This window comes from Variovorax sp. LjRoot130 (genome assembly GCF_964253755.1).
In the GTDB taxonomy this organism is placed as follows: domain Bacteria; phylum Pseudomonadota; class Gammaproteobacteria; order Burkholderiales; family Burkholderiaceae_C; genus Variovorax.
In genome coordinates, this window is sequence record NZ_CAXURM020000002.1 from 33,958 (window position 1) to 53,846 (window position 19,889).

Here is a 19,889-nt window from a genome sequence, read left to right on the forward strand (position 1 = left end):
ATGTTATGGGAGGTCCATATCTTGGTATTGGCTTCTCGATGTGGCGCTTTCTATGATCGATCGAAGCCATGACATTGGAGACATTCGAAATGAACGACACCCTCCGGACAATGAACCGGCGCACGATGCTTTCCACCATCGCGCTCGCCCTGACCGCCGCGCACAACGGAACTGGCTGGGCCGCGGACGCATGGCCGAGCAAGACGGTGCGCATCATCGTTCCATTTGCGCCGGGCGGTGGCGCCGACAGTTCGGCGCGCGTGCTGGCGGAGGTGCTGGCGCCGAAGCTCGGGCAAAGCGTCATCGTGGAGAACCGGCCGGGTGCCGGCAGCGCTATCGGCGTGATGGCCGCTGCGCAGAGCAAGGACGGCCACACGCTCCTCATGGGAAGCAACAGCATGGTGATCAACCCGGTGCTGAATCCCTCGATCACCTACGACGTGGCCCGCGATTTCGACGCGATCGGCATGGTGTCGGCGCAGCCGCTCGTATTGGTCGTGCCTGCGTCGTCGAAGATCACCAGCTTTGCTGATCTGGTCGCCGAGGCGAAGGCACGGCCGGGCACGGTGACCGCCGGCAACAGCGGCAACGGCACGCTGGCGCACTTGACGGCTGAGTTGTTCGCGGTCCAGACGCAAACCGCGATCACCAGTGTTCCCTACAAAGGTGAAAGCGCACTCCTGCCCGACCTGATCGGCGGGCTGGTGTCGTGCGGCTTTCTCAACCTGCCGAGCGTGATCGCGCACATCCGCGCGGGCCGGCTGCGCGCCTTGGCTGTGTCTTCGCCTGCGCCGGTGGCCGAACTCTCGGGCGTGCCGACACTGCGATCGCTGGGCCAGCCCAGCCTCGAGGTGCAAGGCTGGGCCGCGCTGGTCGCGCCGAAAGGCACGATTCCCAAGGAGGGCCTTGCCCGTCTCGAGACCCTGCTGACTCAGGCGTTGGCGACCGATACCGTGAAGACGCGTTTCGCCGCGTTGAGCGTCGAGCCCGTCGTCAGCGGTCGCGATGCCACAGCGCAGTACCTGAAAGCCGAGGGTGCTCGCTGGCAGCAGGTGATCAAGGCGCGCGGCATCAAGGCGGACTCGTGATGAGCAGCGAAGCCTTCGGCTATCGCATCGCCTCCACGATGAACGCCGATGTGGTTGTCTGCGGTGGTGGCGTTGCGGGAGCGATGGCGGCGGTCGCGGCCGCACGCGCCGGCGCTTCGGTGGTGCTGGTGGAACGCTACGGCTTTCTCGGCGGCAATGCCACGGCCGGCGCCGTCGCGCAATTCAACAGCTGGCAAACCGCCAACGGCCGCCGGGTGGTCGCGGGCTTGGCCGACGAAGTGGTGACGCGGCTTGGGCGGTACGGCGGCGCCGGCGAGCACGCGACGTTCGTGATGTCGACGGGCCACAAGATGGACCGTGTCGAATACGCGCCCGAAGTGCTCAAGCTGGTACTGGACGATATGGTCCAGGAGGCCGGCGTGCGCCCGCTGCTGCACGCCAGCGTGCTCGACGTCGGCGTGACCGGTCGGCGCATCGACTGCGTGCACGCGCTGACCAAGAGTGGCGTGGTCGAGCTGCGTGCGCAAGTGCTGATCGACGCTTCCGGCGATATTGATGCGCTCAAACGCGCTGGCGCCACCTTCCTCCAACTCGACGAAGGCGAGGCGTTGCAGCCGGCCACGATGATGTTTCGCTTCGGACCGATCGACTTTGCGCGATTCGACGCGCTGCCGAAGGCTGAAGTCGCCACCCTGGCGCGCCGTGGCTACGACGACGGTCGGCTGGCGCGAGCCGCTTTGCATTCCAGCCGTGATCCGTTCAGCAACGACGGCTGGTTCAATATCAGCCGCCTCGGCATCGACGCCACGGACGCGATGGCGCTAGGTGCCGCCGAGATCGAAGGCCGACGGCAGGCTTGGAACGCAGCCCAGTACCTGCGGCAATGCGTCCCGGGTTGCGAGGGAGGCCAGTTGCGTGCGTTCGGCACCCAGGTCGGTGTTCGCGAAACACGGCGCATCGTCGGCGACCACGTCTTGACCAGCGAGGAATTGCTGCGTCCGGAACAGTTTCCCGATGCGATTGCCGCCGGCGCGTATCCGATCGACATCCATCCGGCCGCCGGCGGCGAACTGCGCTACGAAGGCCTCGGTGACGACCACGCGTACCAAATCCCGTACCGCAGCCTGATTCCGGTCGGCTTCGACAACGCGCTGGTGGTCGGGCGCGGCGTCTCGGCGACGCACAGCGCGCACGCGGCGATCCGTGTGATGACCATCTCGATGGCCGTAGGCCAGGCAGCCGGCGTGGCGGCTGCGATGGCGGCGCAGTCGAAGCAGCAAGGGAAGGTCCGTGCCGTGTCGATGCCGGCACTGCGCGAACGACTGCTCAGAGACGGGGCAAAGCTGGCTTGACCGGAAGGGCGCTGTACAAAATTGCGCCCGGGATTGCCTGCGGTGAAGCCATCGCCCGCTCGGGCATTCCCATGGCCAACAGCCAGCTTCCCTCGATCGCTTGCGCCTGTCCGCCCGTCAGCCAGGGCAGCGGCGCTGCGTCGGGCGATCGCTGGGCGAGCAGCAAGTCGTGGGTGCGGGATGCGTGTTCATCTGCGCGCAGGCGAGCCGCATCTTCCGCATCGAACGTCCACACGGCCAGGTTGGTTGATGCGAAGCATCCAAGCGCCTCGCGAACATCGCACACCCAACGCGACAGGTTGCACAGATGCGGGCGCATGCGCGCGCTCATCGGTGTGGGCCGGCTCAGCAGAAGGCGATAGGCGTCGCTTTCCAAGACCTGCGCGTCGCGCATGCCATAGATCGTGAGGTAGCGTGGCGCAGCGCTGTTGCACAAGCGTCGATAGCGCCGGCCCCACAGCATGCCTGGGACCGTCAAGCGCTCGGGCACGTGCTCGCTTGCATGCCACGTGTTGTACTCGGCATCCACGTCGGGCGTGACGTCGTTCCATAGTGCCAACACGGCGCCCGTGCCGGCTATATCGTCATTCATCGCGTGCTTGCGGCTTCAGGAGCACCTTGCTCGCCGCCTTCGCGTGCGCCAGCGCAAACCCCTCGCGGGCTTGCGACAACGGCAAGACATGACTGACCATCGGGCGCATGACAGCATCCATCTCGCCCATCAGTTCGAGGGCCAGAGGCCAATCGGATTCGGGCGGACGAAACGAGCCACGCATTTGTTGCTGGTTGCGCACCATCGGTGTCAGGTCGAGCAAAAGCGGGCGGGCATGGATGCCGGTGACGACCACGATTCCATTGCGCCGCAACAGCGCCAAGCCTTCCGTGATGGTTTCGGGCACCCCCGTCGCTTCGAATATGACATCAAAGAGCTCGCCGCCCGTGTGCGGCCGGGCGCCTTCGGCCAGCGGCTGAGTTGCCACATCGACCAAGGCATCGAAGCCCATTCGGCGCAGTGCGTCGAATCGGGCTGCGTCGTCGAAGCCGCTGACCACTACCTGCGTGGCACCGGCACGGCGTGCCAGCGCAGCGATCCCCTGGCCGATGGTGCCCGGGCCCATCACCAGCACGCGCTTGCCGGCTACGTCTCCTGCGATGCGAAGCGCCTGCATCGATATGGTGAGCGGCTCCGTGAGCGCTGCGAGCTCGTCGCTCAGGCTGTCGGGCACGGGCACGCAGTTGCGCAACGGGACCCGGACCCAGGGCGCGAAGGCGCCATCGCGCGTCATTCCGATGCCGCGGCGCTTCTCGCAGCCATCGTGGTCGCCCGTGGCGCAAGCGGTGCAGACGCCACAAGTCACGGAGGGACGAACGACCACGCGCTGGCCGGCCAAGGAGCCGGTCTGCGCAACCCCGACGAACTCGTGCCCGATCGTGACAGGAATGCTCTGGGTGATGAAGGCATAGCTGGGCGTCCAGTCGTCTACGTGCAGGTCGCTGCCGCAGATGCCGGTGGCCCTGACTTTCACGAGCACATCGCTGGAATCGGCTTCCAGCACGGGAGCCGGTATGTCCACCAGTTCGAGGCCCGCTTCCGGGCGTGTCTTGCGCAAAGCTTGCATGGTGCTTGATTCCGGTGTCAGTCGATGCTGATGCCGACCTTCTTGATGATGGCGCCCCATTTGAGGCTTTCGGCCGCGATGAAGGTCTTGAATTCGTCGGGCGAGCCTCCGCCGAGGATCAAACCCTGCTTTGCGAAGGCGTCGCGCACGTCCTTGTCCTTCATCACCTCGTTGACGTCGGCATTGATGCGGCGCACCAGTTCCGGCGGCATGCCGGCGGCGCTGAACAGGCCGTTCCACGCCAAGGCTTCGAAGCCGGGATAGCCCGCCTCGGCGACCGTCGGCAGGTCCTTCATGGTCTCGGTGCGCTGGAGGCTGGTGGCTGCCAGCAGGCGAATGCGCCCGCCCTGGATCAGCGGCAGCAGCGCAGGAGCCACGGTGAACAGAGCCTGTGTCTCTTCGGACGCTACCGAAATACCGGCCGGTGGCGAGCCGGCGAACGGCACATGCGTGGCTTCGAAACCCGCCGCACTCTTGAACAGCTCCATGGTCAGGTGCGAAGAACTGCCGGCGCCGACCGAGGCGTAGTTGATCTTCCCGCCCTGCTTCTTTGCCCAGGCGACGAATTCGGGCAAGGTCCTGGCGGGGTTGTTGGCCGCAACCGCCAGCACGTTGGGTTGCGACGAGGTGAGCACGATCGGCAGCAGCTCCTTGGCAGGGTCGTAAGCCATCTTCTTGTACATGTGCGGCCCGAATGCGATCGGACCGTTGAAGCCGACGCCCAGGATGTAGCCGTCGGCCGGAGCCTTGGCAACGGCGGTCATGCCCAGCATGCCGCCTGCACCAGCCTTGTTGTCGACCACGACCGGCTGCTTCCAGCGCTCGCGCAGCTTGTCGCCCAGCGTGCGGGCGATGAAGTCGAGCGAGCTGCCGGCTGGCGCCGGCACGACCAGCTTGACCGGCTTGGTGGGCCAGCTCTGGGCCGACGCGGCCAGGCCAAATGCGCAACCCGTCAGCAGGGCGAGAGCTTTCTTCATGTGTGTCTCCGTTCAGTGGGCGGCGCTCTTGCGCCTGGAATGGACGAATTCTGGTCGCTGACGTTCGATACGCCAAACACCGATACGCTATGGATTTGATATCTCCTGGATATGGAGTTTTCATGACCATGGAACTGAGGCACCTGCGCTACTTCGTGGCCGTGGCCGAAACAGGCAACCTGAGCCGGGCCGCGGAAAAGTTGTTCATCGCACAGCCACCGCTGTCCGTGCAGATCCGGCAGCTCGAAGAAGAAATGGGCACTGCGCTCTTTGTGCGCCACCCCAAAGGCGTACGCCTGACGACAGCAGGCGAGTCCTTGCTGCCGGAAGCGCGGTATCTGCTCGACCGTGCGGCGCGCATGAAGGAGTCTGTGACGGGAAGCGCCAGCAGCGGCCACTTGGCTCTTGGCTTCGTGCCCTCGGCCAGCAGCACGGTGCTGCCGAAGCTCGTCCGGCATCTCAAGAAGGAGCATCCGGCGCTGCATATCGAACTGCGCGAGATGATCAGCAGCGAGCAGGCGGAGGCGGTGGCCGCGGGTCATCTCGATGCCGGGATCGCACGCAGCAAGCCGCACCATCCGCGGCTGACGGTCGCGGCGCAGATGGCCGATCCCTTTTGCCTTGCGCTGACGCCGCAGCAAGCACGCCGTGCCGGCAACCCGGTCGAACTGCGCAGCTTCGCGGACCACGATTTCGTCGCCTTCACCCGGCACCGAGGACCAGCGTACTTCGACCAGTCGATCTACCTCTGCGCAAAGGCCGGCTTCAGCCCGCGCATCCGCTACGAAGCGAGCACGGTGCACGGCGTGCTCGACCTGGTCGGTGCCGGGCTCGGCGTGGCATTGGTGCCGTCTTCGTGCGCGTTGCTTGGAGTGGTGGGCACGAGGTTTTGCAGCCTGCGGGGACCGGCCGCCAGCGAGGTGCTTGTTTTGCTGAGGCGAAAGGCGGATCCGAATCCTCTGTTGCCTACGTTGGCAGATGCAGTGCGCGCGAACTTTGCTGACCTTCAACGCCGCATGGCAGAAATGCTGGGCTGTTGAAATGGCCGAGCAGACCGACGCTTGAGACTGCTTGTCGCCCGGACGCGCCCACGCTGCTTCTGGCTGTCCGTGTAGTAGATCCGAGGCCTTTGCTTCATCTGCAACACTCCTTCTGCCTACGCAGTTTTTAGTGTGTTGCATCGAACGGTTGAATCCGCAGCCGCGTCCCGTCACTGGATGAATCAAGCAAACGCTGCCTCGCTTCCGGCAAGAAGCGCAGACCTCACTCCTCGGCCTGCAACGACGGTGCGACATGGCGGAGCTGCGGAACGCCCCCCCGTCGAACAGGAAGAGGCTCCCCCTCATTGAGATGAGCCCTGTCTCCTTGGCGCAGGTAGAGTCGTCTCGCTCCAACTGCAATCGCACGTCCGCACCTCGTCCGCTCTCGATCCACTCATGACCTCGATTTTGACGGTGGCAACGAAAAAGCCCCGGCCGTTTCCGGTCAGGGCAAGAGGTCGGCGGTCGACCTTGGAGAAGGGTTCCCACTGAGAGATTTCATCATGGGCGCTTTGGCGGCGCCGTTCAACGCCCCCGCGCACAGGAAGCTACGCGGCAGCCCTCCGGATCGGAACTACTGCACAGTTCGGCCGAAAATTTGACGATCCGCTGCACAAGCAAGCTCAGATATGACAAACCCGCCTCGGTGGGCTTGGGGTTGGCTTAAAGTGTTGACGCTGAAGCCCTAAACGCCAACGATCTCCGAGTCACTTGCTGCCCGGGGATCGTTTATTTTGTGCGCGACCCGTAGGTCCGCAATGGAGCAAGGGCGAACAGCCGCTTCGGGCCCGATGCCGTCCGTCGCCACCGATCGACCTACGGCAGGTATGTAGTGCGAAGCTGCCGTTCGCCGCTGCGCCTCAAGCTCACCATCCCGGCCAGGAGCGATTGTTGAACAGGGTCCGCTTCGGAGACGCTCGCACGTCACAGTGAAGATGGGGATCGGGTTTCATCGGCGCCGCCACAGGTGTACGCTGAGTCCGGCTCGGAAACATCGGCCAACGGAGGAACCCATGGACTCGCCCTACTTCTTTCGACTTGGGGATGCCATTCGTGATATCGCGACGGACCCGGCAACCGCTGCCGATCCCATCAAGCGAACGTTCTTGTGTGACGGTGAGCATCTCTCATGCAACGTCAACGTTCTCGAAGAAAGCAAGGACGTCATCCATATCCAGCCGGACCACGACGAGCTCGTGCTTGTCCTGGAAGGCGAGTGCGCGTTCCGGGTAGGCGACGAGATCAGAAGAGTCACGGCCGGGGACCTCATGTTCATCCCTCGCGATACGGTGCATGGCCCCGTTGTCGACAATGGACGTGTTGCACTTCTGTCGGTTTTCGCTCCATTCTTTGATCGAACGAAGAAGAACATCCGCTGGTCGCGCGATGCGTTCGCATAGCAATTGCGGCGGCCACGACGCGTTCGAAGCGGACGCGATCCGACCGGCGGCGAAAGCCGGCCCACTATGCGAAAAGTGCCCTGCCGGCGATCAGGCCAGCGATGTGCGCGGCGTCCTCCCCGACGCCGGATACCAGCGAGGACTTGAGCTTGTGCATGAAGTGCAGGCCCACGAAGTACAAGCCCGGCACGGAGGTGGCCCCGCGATACTGCAGCGGCCGGCCGCCGGCGTCGAAGATGGGGAACTCGATCCAGCCGAAATCGAGTTCGTAGCCCGTGGCCCAGATCACCGCGGCGATCCCGTCCGCCTCGATGTCCAAGTCCTCGCGACCCGTCAGCGCGCGCACCGCACGCTCGCCCGCGGGCTCGCGTGGCGCCAGCCCGTCGCGCTCGCGGGCCAGCGCGTCGCACGCGGCGATGAATTCCCCGTAGGCTGCGTCCGCTTCCTGGAGGCGGCATTCGAGGTCAGGCGCGAAGGCGATCCGCCCGCCCGCAACTCCCGCGATCCGGCCGAGCAGGCACACGCCTCGTGCTGCGGACTGTCGCAGGTCGACGTCGTAGCCGCCGCGCACGCCCGTCAAGAGCGGGGTGGTGCGGCGGCGTTCAGGCGGCGTCGTGTCGACCGTCTGGTCCCATTCACCGAGCTCGCGTCGCCACCAAAACACGTCGCGGCCGCGATAGCGGCGCGGGACACGCCGATGATGTCCGACCGACAGGAAGACCCGCCGCCCGCTTTCCATCAGCTCGTCGGCGATCTGGCAGCCCGATGCCCCGGAACCGACGACCAACACGGCGCCTTCGGGCAAGGCGGTGGGGCTGCGGTACTCGGAGGCATGCAGTTGCAGCAAGCGCGCCGGCAAGTCGCGATGGATATGAGGCAGCCGCGAGAGCTGGTACGGTCCGGTGGCCACGACGACGTTGGTCGCCAGGAGCGGCCCCTCCGACGTGTCCAGTTCGAAGCCTGAGGAATGCGCCCGCAACGCGGAGACCTCAACGCCCAGTCGGACGGGCGCGGCAACGAAAGAGCAATACGACTCGATGAAAAGCACTACCTCGTCCTTGTGCGCGAAGCCCTCGGGTTCGTCCGTCGCGTACGACAGGCCGGGCAGCGCAATCGTCCAGTTTGGGAACTGGAACATCAAAGAATCCCAGCGTTGGGAACGCCAGCGTTCGGCGATACGCCCTCGCTCGAACACGACGTGCTCGCGGCCGAGGCAGCTCAGGTGACGGCTCATCGCTAAGCCGGCCTGCCCGCCCCCGATGATTGCGGTGTACACCTTTTCCATCGCCGCGCTCCTTTGCCGACCGGTATAGCGCGATCGCGGTGCGGCGGCAATCGCGCTTGCGCAGGAGCGCGCCGGTGAACCAAGAGGGGCTGGACGGCGCGAGGTCGTTGCGGTCGGCAGGGCCCACGGCGTGGATTTGCCCGAGAACTACGCTGAGGTGCGCCTCCAGCTTGCGGACGACGTGGCCTATGACATGACCTCCTCGATGCATCACGATCTCGAGCGAGGCAATCCCTTGGAGGTCTGCTGGCTCTCCGGGGGCGTTGTGGAGCTTGGTCAGCGCAAAGGCATGCCGACGCCCCTGAATCGCGCGATCGCCGACATCCTCGCGCTGCACGCTGACGGAACAGCCCACAAAGTGACGCCCGGCAGATCGGCGCACCGGATCCGCCAGCGAGGACATCGCCCGCGCCCGTGGACCGGTGATCCCTGACGTTGAGCGTCGGAATTCGGGCGCCTGGATCGAACTGCACTAAGGCCGCTTTAGGGCCGAAACCGCCAGCTCGGTTCGCGCCGTTGAACGACCGGAGTCGGTCTTGACCCGCCGCACGATTGGCGCGACCCAAGGAACCGTTCATGGCCGTTTCCGGCTGTCGGCCGCATTCTGCCTGTCCTTCCCCCTGCCTTGCTCCGACCCCTCATATGGTCGCCACTGACGGCCGCCCGGGCGTGTTGCCGCTTCCCGTAGATCGTCTTCGGATCAAGCTCGGTCATCTCGAAGACACCGAACGCGGCGCGGCTCTGGTGGGAGAAGCACGTCTCGCACTCTCGCCACCCTGACCGCCATGCTGCCGGGCGATGAGGCCGAGGGAACCATCGAGGAGATCATTCGCAAATACGAAGGCGACGATCGGCGAGCTGGGGGGAACGTCCGCATTTGGACGACTGTCGCCCTTGATGGCGCGAGCCTCCTCGGTCTACATACTGCTGGGCCTCGCATTCGTCGCGCCCGGCGTTCGAGCTGGCAGCGACTACGCTGACGCGTTGACAGCGTCCTTCAATGCTTTGCCTGCCGTGAATTTCGGCGCCTTGCTCGCCTTGATCGTCATTTGCTCGCCGGTCGATGGATTGCGGCCGGTGCGCTCGGCACGGCTCGCCACGGTGAAATTGCCAAACCCGATCAGCTGCACGGGTTCCCCGCGCGCCAGGGCCCGCGTCAGGTTTTCAAGTGTCGAGTCGAGTACGCGGCCAGCATCGGCCTTGCTGAGGCTTGTGTCCGCGGCGATTGCGGCGATGAGTTCGGTCTTGTTCAAACTGAGGTTCCTTTTGAAAACGTGATGAGCAGGGTAGCTTCATCGGAGCTCGACCCACACGAGCTCACGCGTATCCTGAAGGCAGGCAGTGACGGCGTGCCCACGCTGCTCAGTTGGCGGGGAGGCCCTCCGTGAAAACTGTTGCCTGCCGTTCCGCAAGAGGGACTTCGGATCCTACACAAAACTTGAATTGCGAATGGGGTTGCTCGTTCGATGAGCACCGCAATGAAAGCCAAGCAGAATGCGGCTCCGACGAGATGCTCACTGGGTTATCCACAGAGTCGTGCACCGGTCAAGGGGAAAACAAGGCCTTGACATTCGTGTTTTGGTGCAGTGCACAATGCCCTTTCCTCATTGGTAGAAGCACTTTTGTATGCGCTGGGCCAGTGCAGTGCAGCACGCCATGTTGGTGCGACGCCTGCTATCTTTTCCACAGCAAGATGCGAGCGGCAACTCACCTGCCGCGGGCCGTATGGGACAAGAAATCGCAAAAGCTGGTGATGGTTCGGTGCTGACCCCGAGTGGGGCGGGCGAGGTCCGCATCATTCAGGCGCCGCGCAGCGCTTAGCGTTGTGCACTGACCTCTGGTCCGGCAACAATCGGCCAACAGCCATCACCTGCCAGAAGAAGCCGACGTTCTGTGCTGCACCGCCACGATTGAACCACCGTAGAGTCCAGGCGTCGGATAGTGACCCACGAAGAATGCTCATCCATGTCACCGGCGCGTCTGGGTCGGGTACGTCCACACTGGGGAAAGCTCTGGCCGGCGAGCTTGGAGGTGCCTTTCTGGACGCCGACGACTTCTTCTGGGCTCCCTCCGACCCGCCATTTCAAGCCCGGCGTCCGGTCGAGGAGCGGCGCTCTTTACTCCTAACCGAGTTCAGCCGCAGCGATATCGCTGTGCGCTCGGGCTCGGTCACCGCGTGGGGTGTTGGGATAGAGGATGTCTTCGACTTCGTCGTCTTTCTCTACGTCGATACCGCGCTTCGCTTGGAGCGCCTTCGCGAGCGCGAGCTTCAGCGCTTCGGAAAGGCGAATCCGACATTCCTTGAGTGGGCAGCACAGTACGATGAAGGGCCGTCAGAAGGACGAAGCCTCGCGAAGCAGCAGGCTTGGCTGTCTGCTCGTCGCTGTCCGGTGCTCAATCTTGACGGCGACCTCTCCACGCAAGAGCGGCTTGCGCGCATCAGGGCGTGGATGGGAGACCATAGGTTGCAATGCGAGCGACCGTAGCGGGCTTGCCAGTTCTCCGGCCGCAGTGCGACGGAAGAATACGGCCGGGACCGGACCTCCGGGGCGGACCGCCCAAAGCAGGTTCTTCGGAATCTTCGGAGAGCATGCAGTTGGAAGTCCGTCGAACGGTCTGATTCGAAAGTGCGTAGCTGCCGCCGCTGATGAAACTTCTTCCCTTCTGGCTGCGCTCGTCGGCGCCCGGCAATTACCTCCCCGCCAGCTCCGCCAGCCGTCTGCCGGCTTCCTCCGACCTCAGGGACGCTTCGTAAGCAGTCCGGCCTGACACCTCGTCCCATTCGCCCGCGCAAATGGCGTTGATGTGGTGCTTCATCGAGCGGACCGCCTGCGCATCGCAGCGCGCGATGTGTTCCTGGTAGATGTCGACGCGCGACTGAAGCTCACTACGCTCCACCAACTCCGTCAGGAACCCGGTTCGAAGCAGCTCCTCACTCTCCATGGTCATCCCGGTGAGGAAGATCTTCTTGGCGGCTGAGCAGCCAAGCCGCGCGGCGAAGCGTCGCAGCCCGCCAGGGTAGTAGTGCAATCCGAACCTCGCGGCGGGCATGAACAGCCTGCAACCGCGAACACCGATGCGGAAGTCGCACGCGAGCGCCAGGTCGGTGCCCCCGCCATAGGCGCTGCCGTTGAGCGCACACAGCGTAGGAATCTCCAGTGACTCCAGCGCATCGAGCATGTCCTCGAAGGATCGATCCAGGCGCGCGCCGATCTGCCCGAGCGTGTATCCCGAACAGAACGTCTTCTCGCCTTCGCCGGTGAGAACAAGCAGCCGCACGGAGGGATTGGCCCGGATTTCATCGAGATGGCGCAGGAGGACCGCGGGGTCGTCCGGATCGATGCGGTTGTGCTGCGCGGGACGGCGCAGCGTGATGGTCGCCACCGAGTCCACGATCTCCAGCGTGGGTGCCGAGCCGATGTTCATGCGCTCGCTCCCTGCGCATGCTGCACGACGACGCCTTTGCGAGCGAGCGCTTCCAGGTCACGTTGCGCATATCCGTGTTCGCGAAGCACCTCGAACGTATGTTCCCCCAGGACGGGCGGTGCGCGGCGGATCGATCCGCCCAGGCGGCCGTCGAACGTGACCGGGCTGCCCACCTGCCGGATCGTGCCGAGCTGCGTGTGCTGCATCTCCTCCACGAGCCGCGAATGGACCACCTGCTCATCACCGAAGACGTCGGCCAGGTTGTTGATGGGCCCGGCCGGGATGTCCGCCGCGAGGAGCCGCTCGCTCCATTCGCGGCGGCTGCGCTCCTTCAACTTCGCCTCGATGATGGCCTTGAGTTCGACGCGGCGCTCCATCCGCGCGGCGTTGGTTGCGTAGCGAGGATCGTCGACCAGTTGCTGCAGTTCGAGCACGTCGCAAAGCCGCTTCCACATCTCCGCTGTCGCCGGCGCGATGTTCAAGGGGCCGTCGCCTGTTTCGAAGACACCATACGGGGCGATGACTGGGTGCGTGTTCCCGGCGAGCGCCGGCACCTCGCCGAGGCTCAGGTAGCGCTGCGCCTGGACGCTCATCAGCCCGACCAGGCCGGCAAGCAGCGAAGTTTCCACGCGCCGGCCGCGACCGGTCGTGTGCCGTTCCGCGATGGCGGCGAGCACGCCGATCGCGCACCACATGCCGGCGGTCTGGTCGCCAATGGCCACCCCCACCCGCACCGGACCGGACTCGGCGCTGCCGGTGACGCTCATCAGGCCTGAATAGCCCTGGGCGATCTGGTCGAAGCCCGGACGGCCGCTGGCCGGTCCCGTGCGGCCGAAGCCGGTCACGCTCGCGTAGATCAGGCGCGGATTCGCGGCCGCCAGCGTTTCGTAGGCGAGGCCCATCGCTTCCATGGCGCCAGCCCGGAAGTTCTCCACGACGACATCGCAGCTTCCCGCCAGCTCTCGCAACAGGTCCAGCGCCGCAGGGTCGCGGAAGTTGACGGCGATGCCGCGCTTGTTGCGGTTTCCGCTCAGGTAGTACGCACTGGTGCCGCGGTCGAATGGCCCCCACTCGCGGATCATGTCGCCGCCGGCTGGCTCGACCTTGATCACATCGGCGCCGAGGTCGCCAAGGATCATCGTGCAGAAAGGCCCGGCCAGCGCGCGGGTGAGATCCAGGACGCGCACGCCGGACAGGGGCAGGGAAATTGGGTCGGTCACGTTTTCTCCACTTGTCACATCGCGGAAGCCAGTCTATATTGCATACAACCGTAATGCAACCGTTGTGCAATTAAGGAGCCCCATGCGCAAACCCAACATCCTCTTCATCATGGCGGACCAACTGTCGGCTCCCGCCCTGCCCTTCCACGGCAACCATGTCGTGAAGGCGCCGCACCTGCAGGCGCTCGCCAAGCGGTCTGCCGTCTTCGACAACGCCTATTGCAATTTCCCGCTCTGCGCGCCGGCGCGCTTCTCGCTCCTCGCGGGCCAGTTCGCGACGCGTATCGGCGCCTTCGACAACGCCTGCGAATTCCAGGCGGACACGCCGACGCTGCCCTACTACCTGGCCCAGCAGGGCTACAAGACCATCCTCAGCGGCAAGATGCACTTCGTGGGGCCCGACCAGAAGCACGGCTTCGATGAGCGGCTCACCACCGACATCTATCCCGCGGACTTCGGCTGGGCGGCCGACTGGGCCGAGGGCGAGTTCAGCTTCTACTCGCCGGGCCACAACCTGAGCACGGTGGACGAAGCCGGACCGTGCTTTCGCAGCCTGCAACTCGACTACGACGAGGAAGTGGAGGCCAAGTCGATCCAGCGCCTGTACGACCTCGCACGCGATGACGAGCAGCCCTTCTTCATGTGCGTCTCGTTCACGCATCCCCACCCGCCGTACCACGTCCCGCCGGAATACCTCGATCGGTACAAGCCGGAAGAGATCAACCTGCCCAATGTCGGCGACATGCCGATGCACGAGCGCGACAAGCTGAGCCAGTGGGTGCAGTATTCCCACGGGCTCGACAAGGAAGGAGCGACCGACGAGCAAGTCAGGCGCGCGCGGCACGCCTACTACGCGATGGTCAGCTACATCGACGACAAGGTCGGGCGCCTGCTGGAAACGCTGAAGCGCGCGGGCTTCGAGGACAACACGATCGTGGTGTTCACCTCGGACCATGGGGACATGCTGGGCGAACGCGGCATGTGGTTCAAGCGCGTGTTCTTCGACTGGTCGGCCAAGGTGCCCCTGCTCGTATTCGATCCCCGGGCACGCAAGCCGCGCCGGATCGCGGACCCGGTCTCGCACGTGGACCTGCTCCCGACGCTTGTGCAGTACGCCACCGAGGGGACCTCTGCGACCTGGGTCGAACCGATCGACGGCCACAGCCTGCTGCCGTTGATCGCCACGGGCGATCGCAGCGGCGACGCGGAAGCCTTCGTCGAATACACGGCCGAAGGGGTGACCGGTCCCTGCTGCATGCTGCGGCGCGGCAAGTACAAGTACGTCTATACGCACGGCCATCCCGACCTGCTGTTCGACATGGAGGCCGATCCGAACGAACTCGTCGACATCGCGCAGCAGCAGCCGCAGGTCCTCGCCGAACTCAAGGAGCGCGTGCTCTCCCATTGGGATCCCGAGGCGATCACGCGGCAGGTGCTCGCCAGCCAGGCGAGGCGCAAGTTCATCAACTCGCTGCCCGACGCGAAGCAGCCGGTCTGGGACTACCAGGCCAGCACCGACGACACGCGCCGCTTCGTGCGCCGCGGCAGCGCCCGGGTGATCAAGGTCAAGAAGCGTTGGCCGCCGCTGGCCGGCACGACGAACTGAAAGGAGACGCAGCATGGCCCCACACAACTTGACGGCGGATACGGATCCGCACCGGCTCGCTCGCGCCATCAGTGGCTACAACCTGATCGGCGGAGAACTGGTCGGCGCACGATCGGGGCGCACGTTCCCGGTCATCAACCCCGCCACCGGACGCGAGATCGGCCACGCCGCCCATAGTGACGCGAGCGACGTCGAGCAGGCCGTGGCCGCCGCGGCCCGGGCCCAGCCTGCGTGGGCGGCCATGGCCGCGCGCAAGCGCGGCACCCTCCTGGCCGAGTGCTCTCGCCTGCTCGCCGAGCACGTGGAAGAACTGGGGCGTCTGGTCGCACTCGAAACCGGCAAGGCCTTGCGCACCGAGAGCCGCGTGGAGGCCTCGGTCGTCGCCGATGCGCTGCAGTTCTACGGCGGCCTCGGCTCGGAGCTCAAGGGCGAGACCGTCCCGTTCAGCCCTGACATGCTGACCTTCACCCAGCGCGAGCCGATCGGCGTGGTGGGAGTCATCATCCCGTGGAACGCACCCATGATGCTGATGGCGCTGAAGATCGCGCCGGCGCTGGTGGCGGGCAACACGGTCGTCGTGAAATCTGCCGAGGAGGCCCCGCTGGCGGTCCTGCGGGTGTGCCAGATCCTCAACCAGAACCTTCCTCCGGGTGTCCTGAACATCGTCTCCGGCTTCGGCCCCGATTGCGGCGCGCCCCTGGTCGCGCATCCGGAGGTCGGGAAGGTGACCTTCACCGGCTCCGTCGAGACCGGCCGCATCGTCGCGCGCACCGCCGGAGAGAAGCTGATTCCCGTCACCCTCGAACTGGGCGGCAAGAGCCCGATGATCGTGATGGACGACGCGGACCTCCCCAAGGCAGTCGCTGGAGCGGTCAGCGGCATGCGCTTCACCCGCCAGGGGCAGAGCTGCACCGCGGCCAGCCGCATCCTCGTGCACGAGAAGATCCACGACGAGTTCGTCGCCATGCTCAAGGCGCGCGTCGATGCGATGAAGATGGGCGACCCGCTGGATGAGGCGACGGACATCGGCACGATCATCTCGCGCTCCCAGCTCGACAAGGTCCTGGGGTACATCGAAAGCGGCCGCTCGGAAGCCGGGGCCAAGGCTCATGAATGTGCCCAACTGCCCACCGACGACGCACTTCGAGGGGGCCTGTTCGTGAGGCCGGTCATCTTCACCGGGCTCGACAACGCCTCCCGCCTCGCACGCGAGGAGATCTTCGGGCCGGTGACCTGCGTGATCCGCTTCTCCAGCTACGAAGAGGCCGTGACCCTGGCGAACGACAGCGACTACGGCCTGGCAGCGACCATCTGGACCCGGGACCTGAAAACGGCCATGGATGCCACCCGGCGCTTGCAAGCCGGGTTCGTGCAGGTGAACCAGAACATCGTCGTCCAGCCTGGCCTGTCCTACGGCGGCGTCAAGCAATCCGGCCTGGGACGCGAGGCTTCGCTGGAAGCCATGCTGGACCACTTCACCCACAAGAAGACCGTGCTCATCAACATGACCTGAGCCTGGTCCTGGTTTTCGAAAAAGGAGACAAGTATGGCTGCAATCGGATTCATCGGGCTGGGCAACATGGGCTTTCCCATGGCGTGCCGCTTGAAGGAAGCAGGGCACGAGGTGCGCTGCTTCGACGTGAACGCGGGCTCCATGGAGCGGGCGCACGACGCAGGGCTGCAGCAGCGCGCATCGGTCGAGGAAGCGGTCGCCGGCGCCGAAGTCGTGATCACGATGCTGCCCAGCGGGCGCCACGTGCTGGAAGTGCTCGATGGCAAGGCGCTGCCGTTCGTACCTGGCGCACTCGTCATCGACTGCTCGACGATCGATGTCGAGTCCTGCGCTGCCTTCCACGCCAACCTGGGCGAGAAAGGCCTCGTCACCCTCGACGCGCCGGTCTCCGGTGGCGTCGGCGGCGCTGCTGCGGGGACGCTCACCTTCATGGTGGGCGGCACGGAGACCGCCTTCGCGCGCGCCCTCGAGCTCCTGCGTGTGATGGGCAAGAACATCATCCACGCCGGTGCGGCTGGCGCAGGACAGGCCGCGAAGATCTGCAACAACATGCTGGCAGGCATTTCCATGCTCGCAGTGTCCGAGGCACTGCACCTGGCCAAGCGCCTGGGCCTCGATCCGAAGAAGTTCTTCGAGATCGCTTCGACCTCGTCGGGACAGTGCTGGGCGCTCACGAGCTATGCACCCGAGCCCGGCCTCGTGCCGGCTGCGCCTGCCAATCGCGGCTACGAGGGTGGCTTCGCATCCGAACTGATGCTGAAGGACTTGCGACTCGCCGAGCAGGCCGCGGTCGCGAGCCACTCCCCTGCCCTTCTCGGCGCGGCGGCCGCCTCTGTCTATGCGATGCATTGCGCCGCAGGGAAGGGGCGACTCGACTTTTCTTCCATCATCCAGATGCTCGGCGCTGCACAGCCCGCGCGCAACTGAGCGAACCGGACAAGGAGACGAGCATGACAAACAGCCGCCGCATCTTCAACAGCGGGATCATCGCGCTGCTGCTCACCGGCACGACCGCCTTCGCGCAAAAGGACACCGGCAAGCTGATCGTCGGCTATCCGCCAGGCCAGTCCGTCGATGTCGTCGCCCGCGTCCTCGCCGAGCGCCTGGGACCGGCGATCGGCCGGACCCTGATCGTGGAAAACATGCCCGGCCTTTCCGGCAGTGTCGCTCTCGCGGCCGTCTCGCGCATGCCCGCCGATGGAAGCGTCATGACGCTGTCGGCATCCGCGGCCATCGCCGGAAATCCATTCCTGTACAAGAACGTGCAGTACGACAGCCTGAAGGACTTCGAACCGATCGGGCTGATCTATGACGCTCCGCTCGTGCTGATGGTGAACAGCACCTTGCCGATCCAGTCGCTGAAGGACCTGATCGCGCACGCGAAGGCGAACCCGGGCAAGGTGAATTACTCATCGCCGGGCAACGGCTCCGTATCGCACCTCGCCATGTCGGAGCTCATGCGGCGGGCCGGCATCGAGATGACGCACGTTCCCTACCAAGGCGCAGCCAAGTCGCTCACCGACCTTGCCTCCGGCCAGGTTCAGGTGTCGTTCGACGCGTACGGCGCCGCCCAACCCTTCCTCTCGGGGGGAAAGGTGCGCGCGATCGCAGTCAGTTCGCTCGAACGCATCTCCGTGCTGCCCTCGGTGCCGACGGTCGCGGAGAGCGGCCTGGCCAACTTCGATCTCGTACCGTGGGTCGGCCTGCTGGCACCCGCCGGCACGCCGAAGGCGGTCGTCGACAAGGTCAGCGAGGAACTCGCCAGGATCGTGCGCTCGCCGGACTTCTCGCAACGAATCGTCGCCCTGGGGGGCCGGCCCCGATCCGTCGCTGCGGCGGAATTCAAGAGCTTCGTGCGCGCCGAAGTCGACCGCTGGGCCGCGATCGTCAAGGGCTCCGGGGCCAGGCTGGAGTGATGCAATGATCGCACTCGGATCCGCCGCACTCGCGGGCGAGACCCGGCACCACCGAGTCCTCGACAACGGCTTCTGCTTTCATCGAAGCGAGTGGATGCAAAGCGGTCCAGGCCCCGGCCTGTCGCCTACTGTATTCCTCGTGGAACAGCCGCCCGACTCCGTGCTGATGCCGCACTTCCACATGCAGAACCAGTTCCAGGTCATCAAGGACGGCTGCGGCACGCTGGGCCCTCACGCGGTGGGTCCTGGGTCCGTGCACTACGCCGGCGCTTTCACGGGCTATGGGCCGCTGGTGGCGGGACCCGCGGGTTTGAGCTATTTCACGATCCGTGCGGTCTACGAAACCGGCGCGAATTTCCTGCCGGCGGCACGAGACAGGCTGCAACGGGGACCGAAACGGCATGCACAGGGGCCGGTGCATGAACCCCTGTCGATGGACGCGCTGCGCGGCCTGGCATCGGCACGCCGGGTACAGCTGATCGCACCGCAGGACGATCTCGAAGCCTACGCGCTGCAGCTCCCGCCTTTTGCGCAGGTCGAGACTGGCGAGCCTGGCGGCTCGGGTCAGTTCCAGCTCGTCCTGGCCGGAGCGCTCGAAACCCCGCAGGGTCGACTGCGGGCATGGGAAAGCCGCTACCTGTCGTCGGGTGAAGATGCGGCCGGCTGCACGGCCGGAGAAAGCGCACTGCACCTGCTGGTGCTGCAGATGCCCGCGAACGCGCCCGAATATGCCAACGGGTGAAACGCCCGGAGTCTCCTGTATAAAGATTGCATGACATCAGGGAAGTCCACCACACTTCGAATGCGCAGTCCCCAGCCGCTCTCGGCCGAACAGGTTTGCGAGCGGATTCGCTCGGCGATCCTGAGCGGTGAGCTGAAGCCGGGATCGAAGCTCACGGAACAGGATCTCGCGGCCGAACTCGAAGTGAGCCGCACGCCGGTCCGGGAAGCGATCCGGCAGCTGGAAGTGGAGCGGCTGGTCAGCCGGACGCCTTTCGTGGGCGTCACGGTCGCCCAGCTCAGCCCGGAAGAGGTGATCGAGCTGCTGGACATCCGTGAAGTCCTCGAAGGATTGGTGGCCCGGCTTGCAACGGAAAACATGGACAGCTTCCACCTGCAACGATTGAAGAAATCACTGCAGCAGCTGGCCGCGAGCGCCAGGAAGAGCGACGTCGGCGCGTACCTCGATCAGGCGCTGGCGTTCCGGCGTGCGCTCGTGGAATGCTGCGGCAGTGCCACCTTGTCGGAGCATGTCATGGCGATCGAAAACCGCCTGCGTCTGACGGGCAGCCGCACCGCGCTGTTGCCGGGGCGCATGGAAGCTGCCATCGAGGAGCATGAGAAGTTGCTGGACGCGATCGTGCGCGGCGACGCCAAAGGTGCCGAACGACTCAACCGGGAGCGCATCCGGCACATCCGCGACGCGGTGGCGAAGTCGATTTCCTTCTCCATCCTGTAGCGCCCCGGCGCCGGCGTCGCGCGCCCT

Annotated in this window: 18 protein-coding genes and 1 pseudogene; 12 read left to right on the forward strand and 7 right to left on the reverse strand. The window is 65.3% G+C overall.

The genetic code is table 11. The annotated features are described in order from the left end of the window. The first annotated feature begins 89 nt into the window (after positions 1–89). Entirely contained in the window at positions 90–1,088 is a 999-nt protein-coding gene (locus ACSQ86_RS29815) for a Bug family tripartite tricarboxylate transporter substrate binding protein (protein ID WP_436307520.1), read from the forward strand. Beyond that, positions 1,088–2,401 (forward strand): FAD-dependent oxidoreductase, encoded by a 1,314-nt coding sequence (locus tag ACSQ86_RS29820; RefSeq protein ID WP_436307519.1) that lies wholly within the window; start codon positions 1,088–1,090, stop codon positions 2,399–2,401. Before ACSQ86_RS29815 ends, ACSQ86_RS29820 begins: the two co-directional genes overlap by 1 nt. Here the strand turns inward: ACSQ86_RS29820 and ACSQ86_RS29825 are convergent. Genes ACSQ86_RS29825 through ACSQ86_RS29835 form a run of 3 tightly spaced genes read right to left on the reverse strand, consistent with a single transcriptional unit; the run spans position 2,376 to position 4,997 of the window. Further along, entirely contained in the window at positions 2,376–2,993 is a 618-nt protein-coding gene (locus tag ACSQ86_RS29825) for a hypothetical protein (RefSeq protein ID WP_436310341.1), read from the reverse strand. The genes ACSQ86_RS29820 and ACSQ86_RS29825 overlap by 26 nt on opposite strands. After that, entirely contained in the window at positions 2,986–4,080 is a 1,095-nt protein-coding gene (locus ACSQ86_RS29830; protein WP_436310342.1) for a zinc-dependent alcohol dehydrogenase, read from the reverse strand. The genes ACSQ86_RS29825 and ACSQ86_RS29830 overlap by 8 nt, the downstream gene beginning before the upstream one ends. Next, the gene (locus tag ACSQ86_RS29835) at positions 4,038–4,997 is read right to left on the reverse strand and encodes a Bug family tripartite tricarboxylate transporter substrate binding protein (RefSeq protein WP_436310343.1); all 960 of its coding nucleotides are present in this window, start codon (positions 4,995–4,997) and stop codon (positions 4,038–4,040) included. The genes ACSQ86_RS29830 and ACSQ86_RS29835 overlap by 43 nt, the downstream gene beginning before the upstream one ends. Before the next feature lie 122 nt (positions 4,998–5,119). On the opposite strand from ACSQ86_RS29835, the gene ACSQ86_RS29840 reads away from it, so the two are divergent. Together ACSQ86_RS29840 and ACSQ86_RS29845 are read left to right on the forward strand one after the other, a co-directional pair. After that, complete coding sequence (locus ACSQ86_RS29840) at positions 5,120–6,037, forward strand: LysR family transcriptional regulator (protein ID WP_436310344.1); 918 nt, start codon at positions 5,120–5,122, stop codon at positions 6,035–6,037. A 1,013-nt stretch (positions 6,038–7,050) separates the two neighbouring features. Beyond that, positions 7,051–7,437, forward strand: coding sequence for a cupin domain-containing protein (locus tag ACSQ86_RS29845; protein ID WP_436307514.1), 387 nt, complete (start codon positions 7,051–7,053; stop codon positions 7,435–7,437). 64 nt (positions 7,438–7,501) lie between these two features. On the opposite strand, the gene ACSQ86_RS29850 is transcribed toward ACSQ86_RS29845, so the two are convergent. After that, positions 7,502–8,722, reverse strand: a complete 1,221-nt coding sequence (locus tag ACSQ86_RS29850) for an NAD(P)-binding domain-containing protein (protein WP_436310345.1) — start codon at positions 8,720–8,722, stop codon at positions 7,502–7,504. A 49-nt stretch (positions 8,723–8,771) separates the two neighbouring features. Between ACSQ86_RS29850 and ACSQ86_RS29855 the strand changes: the two genes are divergently transcribed. Next, complete coding sequence (locus ACSQ86_RS29855; protein WP_436307768.1) at positions 8,772–9,155, forward strand: ketopantoate reductase family protein; 384 nt, start codon at positions 8,772–8,774, stop codon at positions 9,153–9,155. 538 nt (positions 9,156–9,693) lie between these two features. Here the strand turns inward: ACSQ86_RS29855 and ACSQ86_RS29860 are convergent. Beyond that, entirely contained in the window at positions 9,694–9,975 is a 282-nt protein-coding gene (locus tag ACSQ86_RS29860; protein WP_436307512.1) for an HU family DNA-binding protein, read from the reverse strand. A gap of 702 nt (positions 9,976–10,677) precedes the next feature. Between ACSQ86_RS29860 and ACSQ86_RS29865 the strand changes: the two genes are divergently transcribed. After that, positions 10,678–11,208 carry a hypothetical protein gene (locus tag ACSQ86_RS29865; protein ID WP_436310346.1) on the forward strand — a complete coding sequence of 177 codons (531 nt, stop codon included), beginning with the start codon at positions 10,678–10,680 and terminating at the stop codon, positions 11,206–11,208. 205 nt (positions 11,209–11,413) lie between these two features. Here ACSQ86_RS29865 and ACSQ86_RS29870 read toward each other — a convergent pair whose 3' ends face one another. Beyond that, positions 11,414–12,148, reverse strand: coding sequence for an enoyl-CoA hydratase/isomerase family protein (locus ACSQ86_RS29870; RefSeq protein ID WP_436310347.1), 735 nt, complete (start codon positions 12,146–12,148; stop codon positions 11,414–11,416). Beyond that, positions 12,145–13,368: a CaiB/BaiF CoA transferase family protein gene (locus ACSQ86_RS29875; RefSeq protein WP_093110637.1), complete on the reverse strand. Its 1,224-nt coding sequence runs from the start codon at positions 13,366–13,368 to the stop codon at positions 12,145–12,147. The genes ACSQ86_RS29870 and ACSQ86_RS29875 overlap by 4 nt, the downstream gene beginning before the upstream one ends. Positions 13,369–13,450: 82 nt before the next feature. Between ACSQ86_RS29875 and betC the strand changes: the two genes are divergently transcribed. The 6 genes and pseudogenes from betC to ACSQ86_RS29905 all read left to right on the forward strand — a co-directional run bounded on the left by betC (position 13,451) and on the right by ACSQ86_RS29905 (position 19,862). After that, positions 13,451–14,974, forward strand: a complete 1,524-nt coding sequence (gene betC / locus ACSQ86_RS29880) for a choline-sulfatase (RefSeq protein WP_436307510.1) — start codon at positions 13,451–13,453, stop codon at positions 14,972–14,974. 13 nt (positions 14,975–14,987) lie between these two features. Continuing rightward, entirely contained in the window at positions 14,988–16,487 is a 1,500-nt protein-coding gene (locus tag ACSQ86_RS29885; RefSeq protein WP_436307509.1) for an aldehyde dehydrogenase family protein, read from the forward strand. A 21-nt stretch (positions 16,488–16,508) separates the two neighbouring features. After that, positions 16,509–17,414 (forward strand): annotated as a pseudogene (gene mmsB / locus ACSQ86_RS29890) (3-hydroxyisobutyrate dehydrogenase); the annotation flags it as partial. Continuing rightward, complete coding sequence (locus ACSQ86_RS29895) at positions 17,336–18,403, forward strand: Bug family tripartite tricarboxylate transporter substrate binding protein (RefSeq protein ID WP_436307508.1); 1,068 nt, start codon at positions 17,336–17,338, stop codon at positions 18,401–18,403. The pseudogene mmsB and the gene ACSQ86_RS29895, both read left to right, overlap by 79 nt. Positions 18,404–18,407: 4 nt before the next feature. Continuing rightward, positions 18,408–19,145 carry a hypothetical protein gene (locus ACSQ86_RS29900; protein ID WP_436307507.1) on the forward strand — a complete coding sequence of 246 codons (738 nt, stop codon included), beginning with the start codon at positions 18,408–18,410 and terminating at the stop codon, positions 19,143–19,145. Between the two features lie 60 nt (positions 19,146–19,205). Next, the gene (locus tag ACSQ86_RS29905) at positions 19,206–19,862 is read left to right on the forward strand and encodes a GntR family transcriptional regulator (RefSeq protein WP_436307506.1); all 657 of its coding nucleotides are present in this window, start codon (positions 19,206–19,208) and stop codon (positions 19,860–19,862) included. The last annotated feature ends 27 nt before the right edge of the window (positions 19,863–19,889 follow it).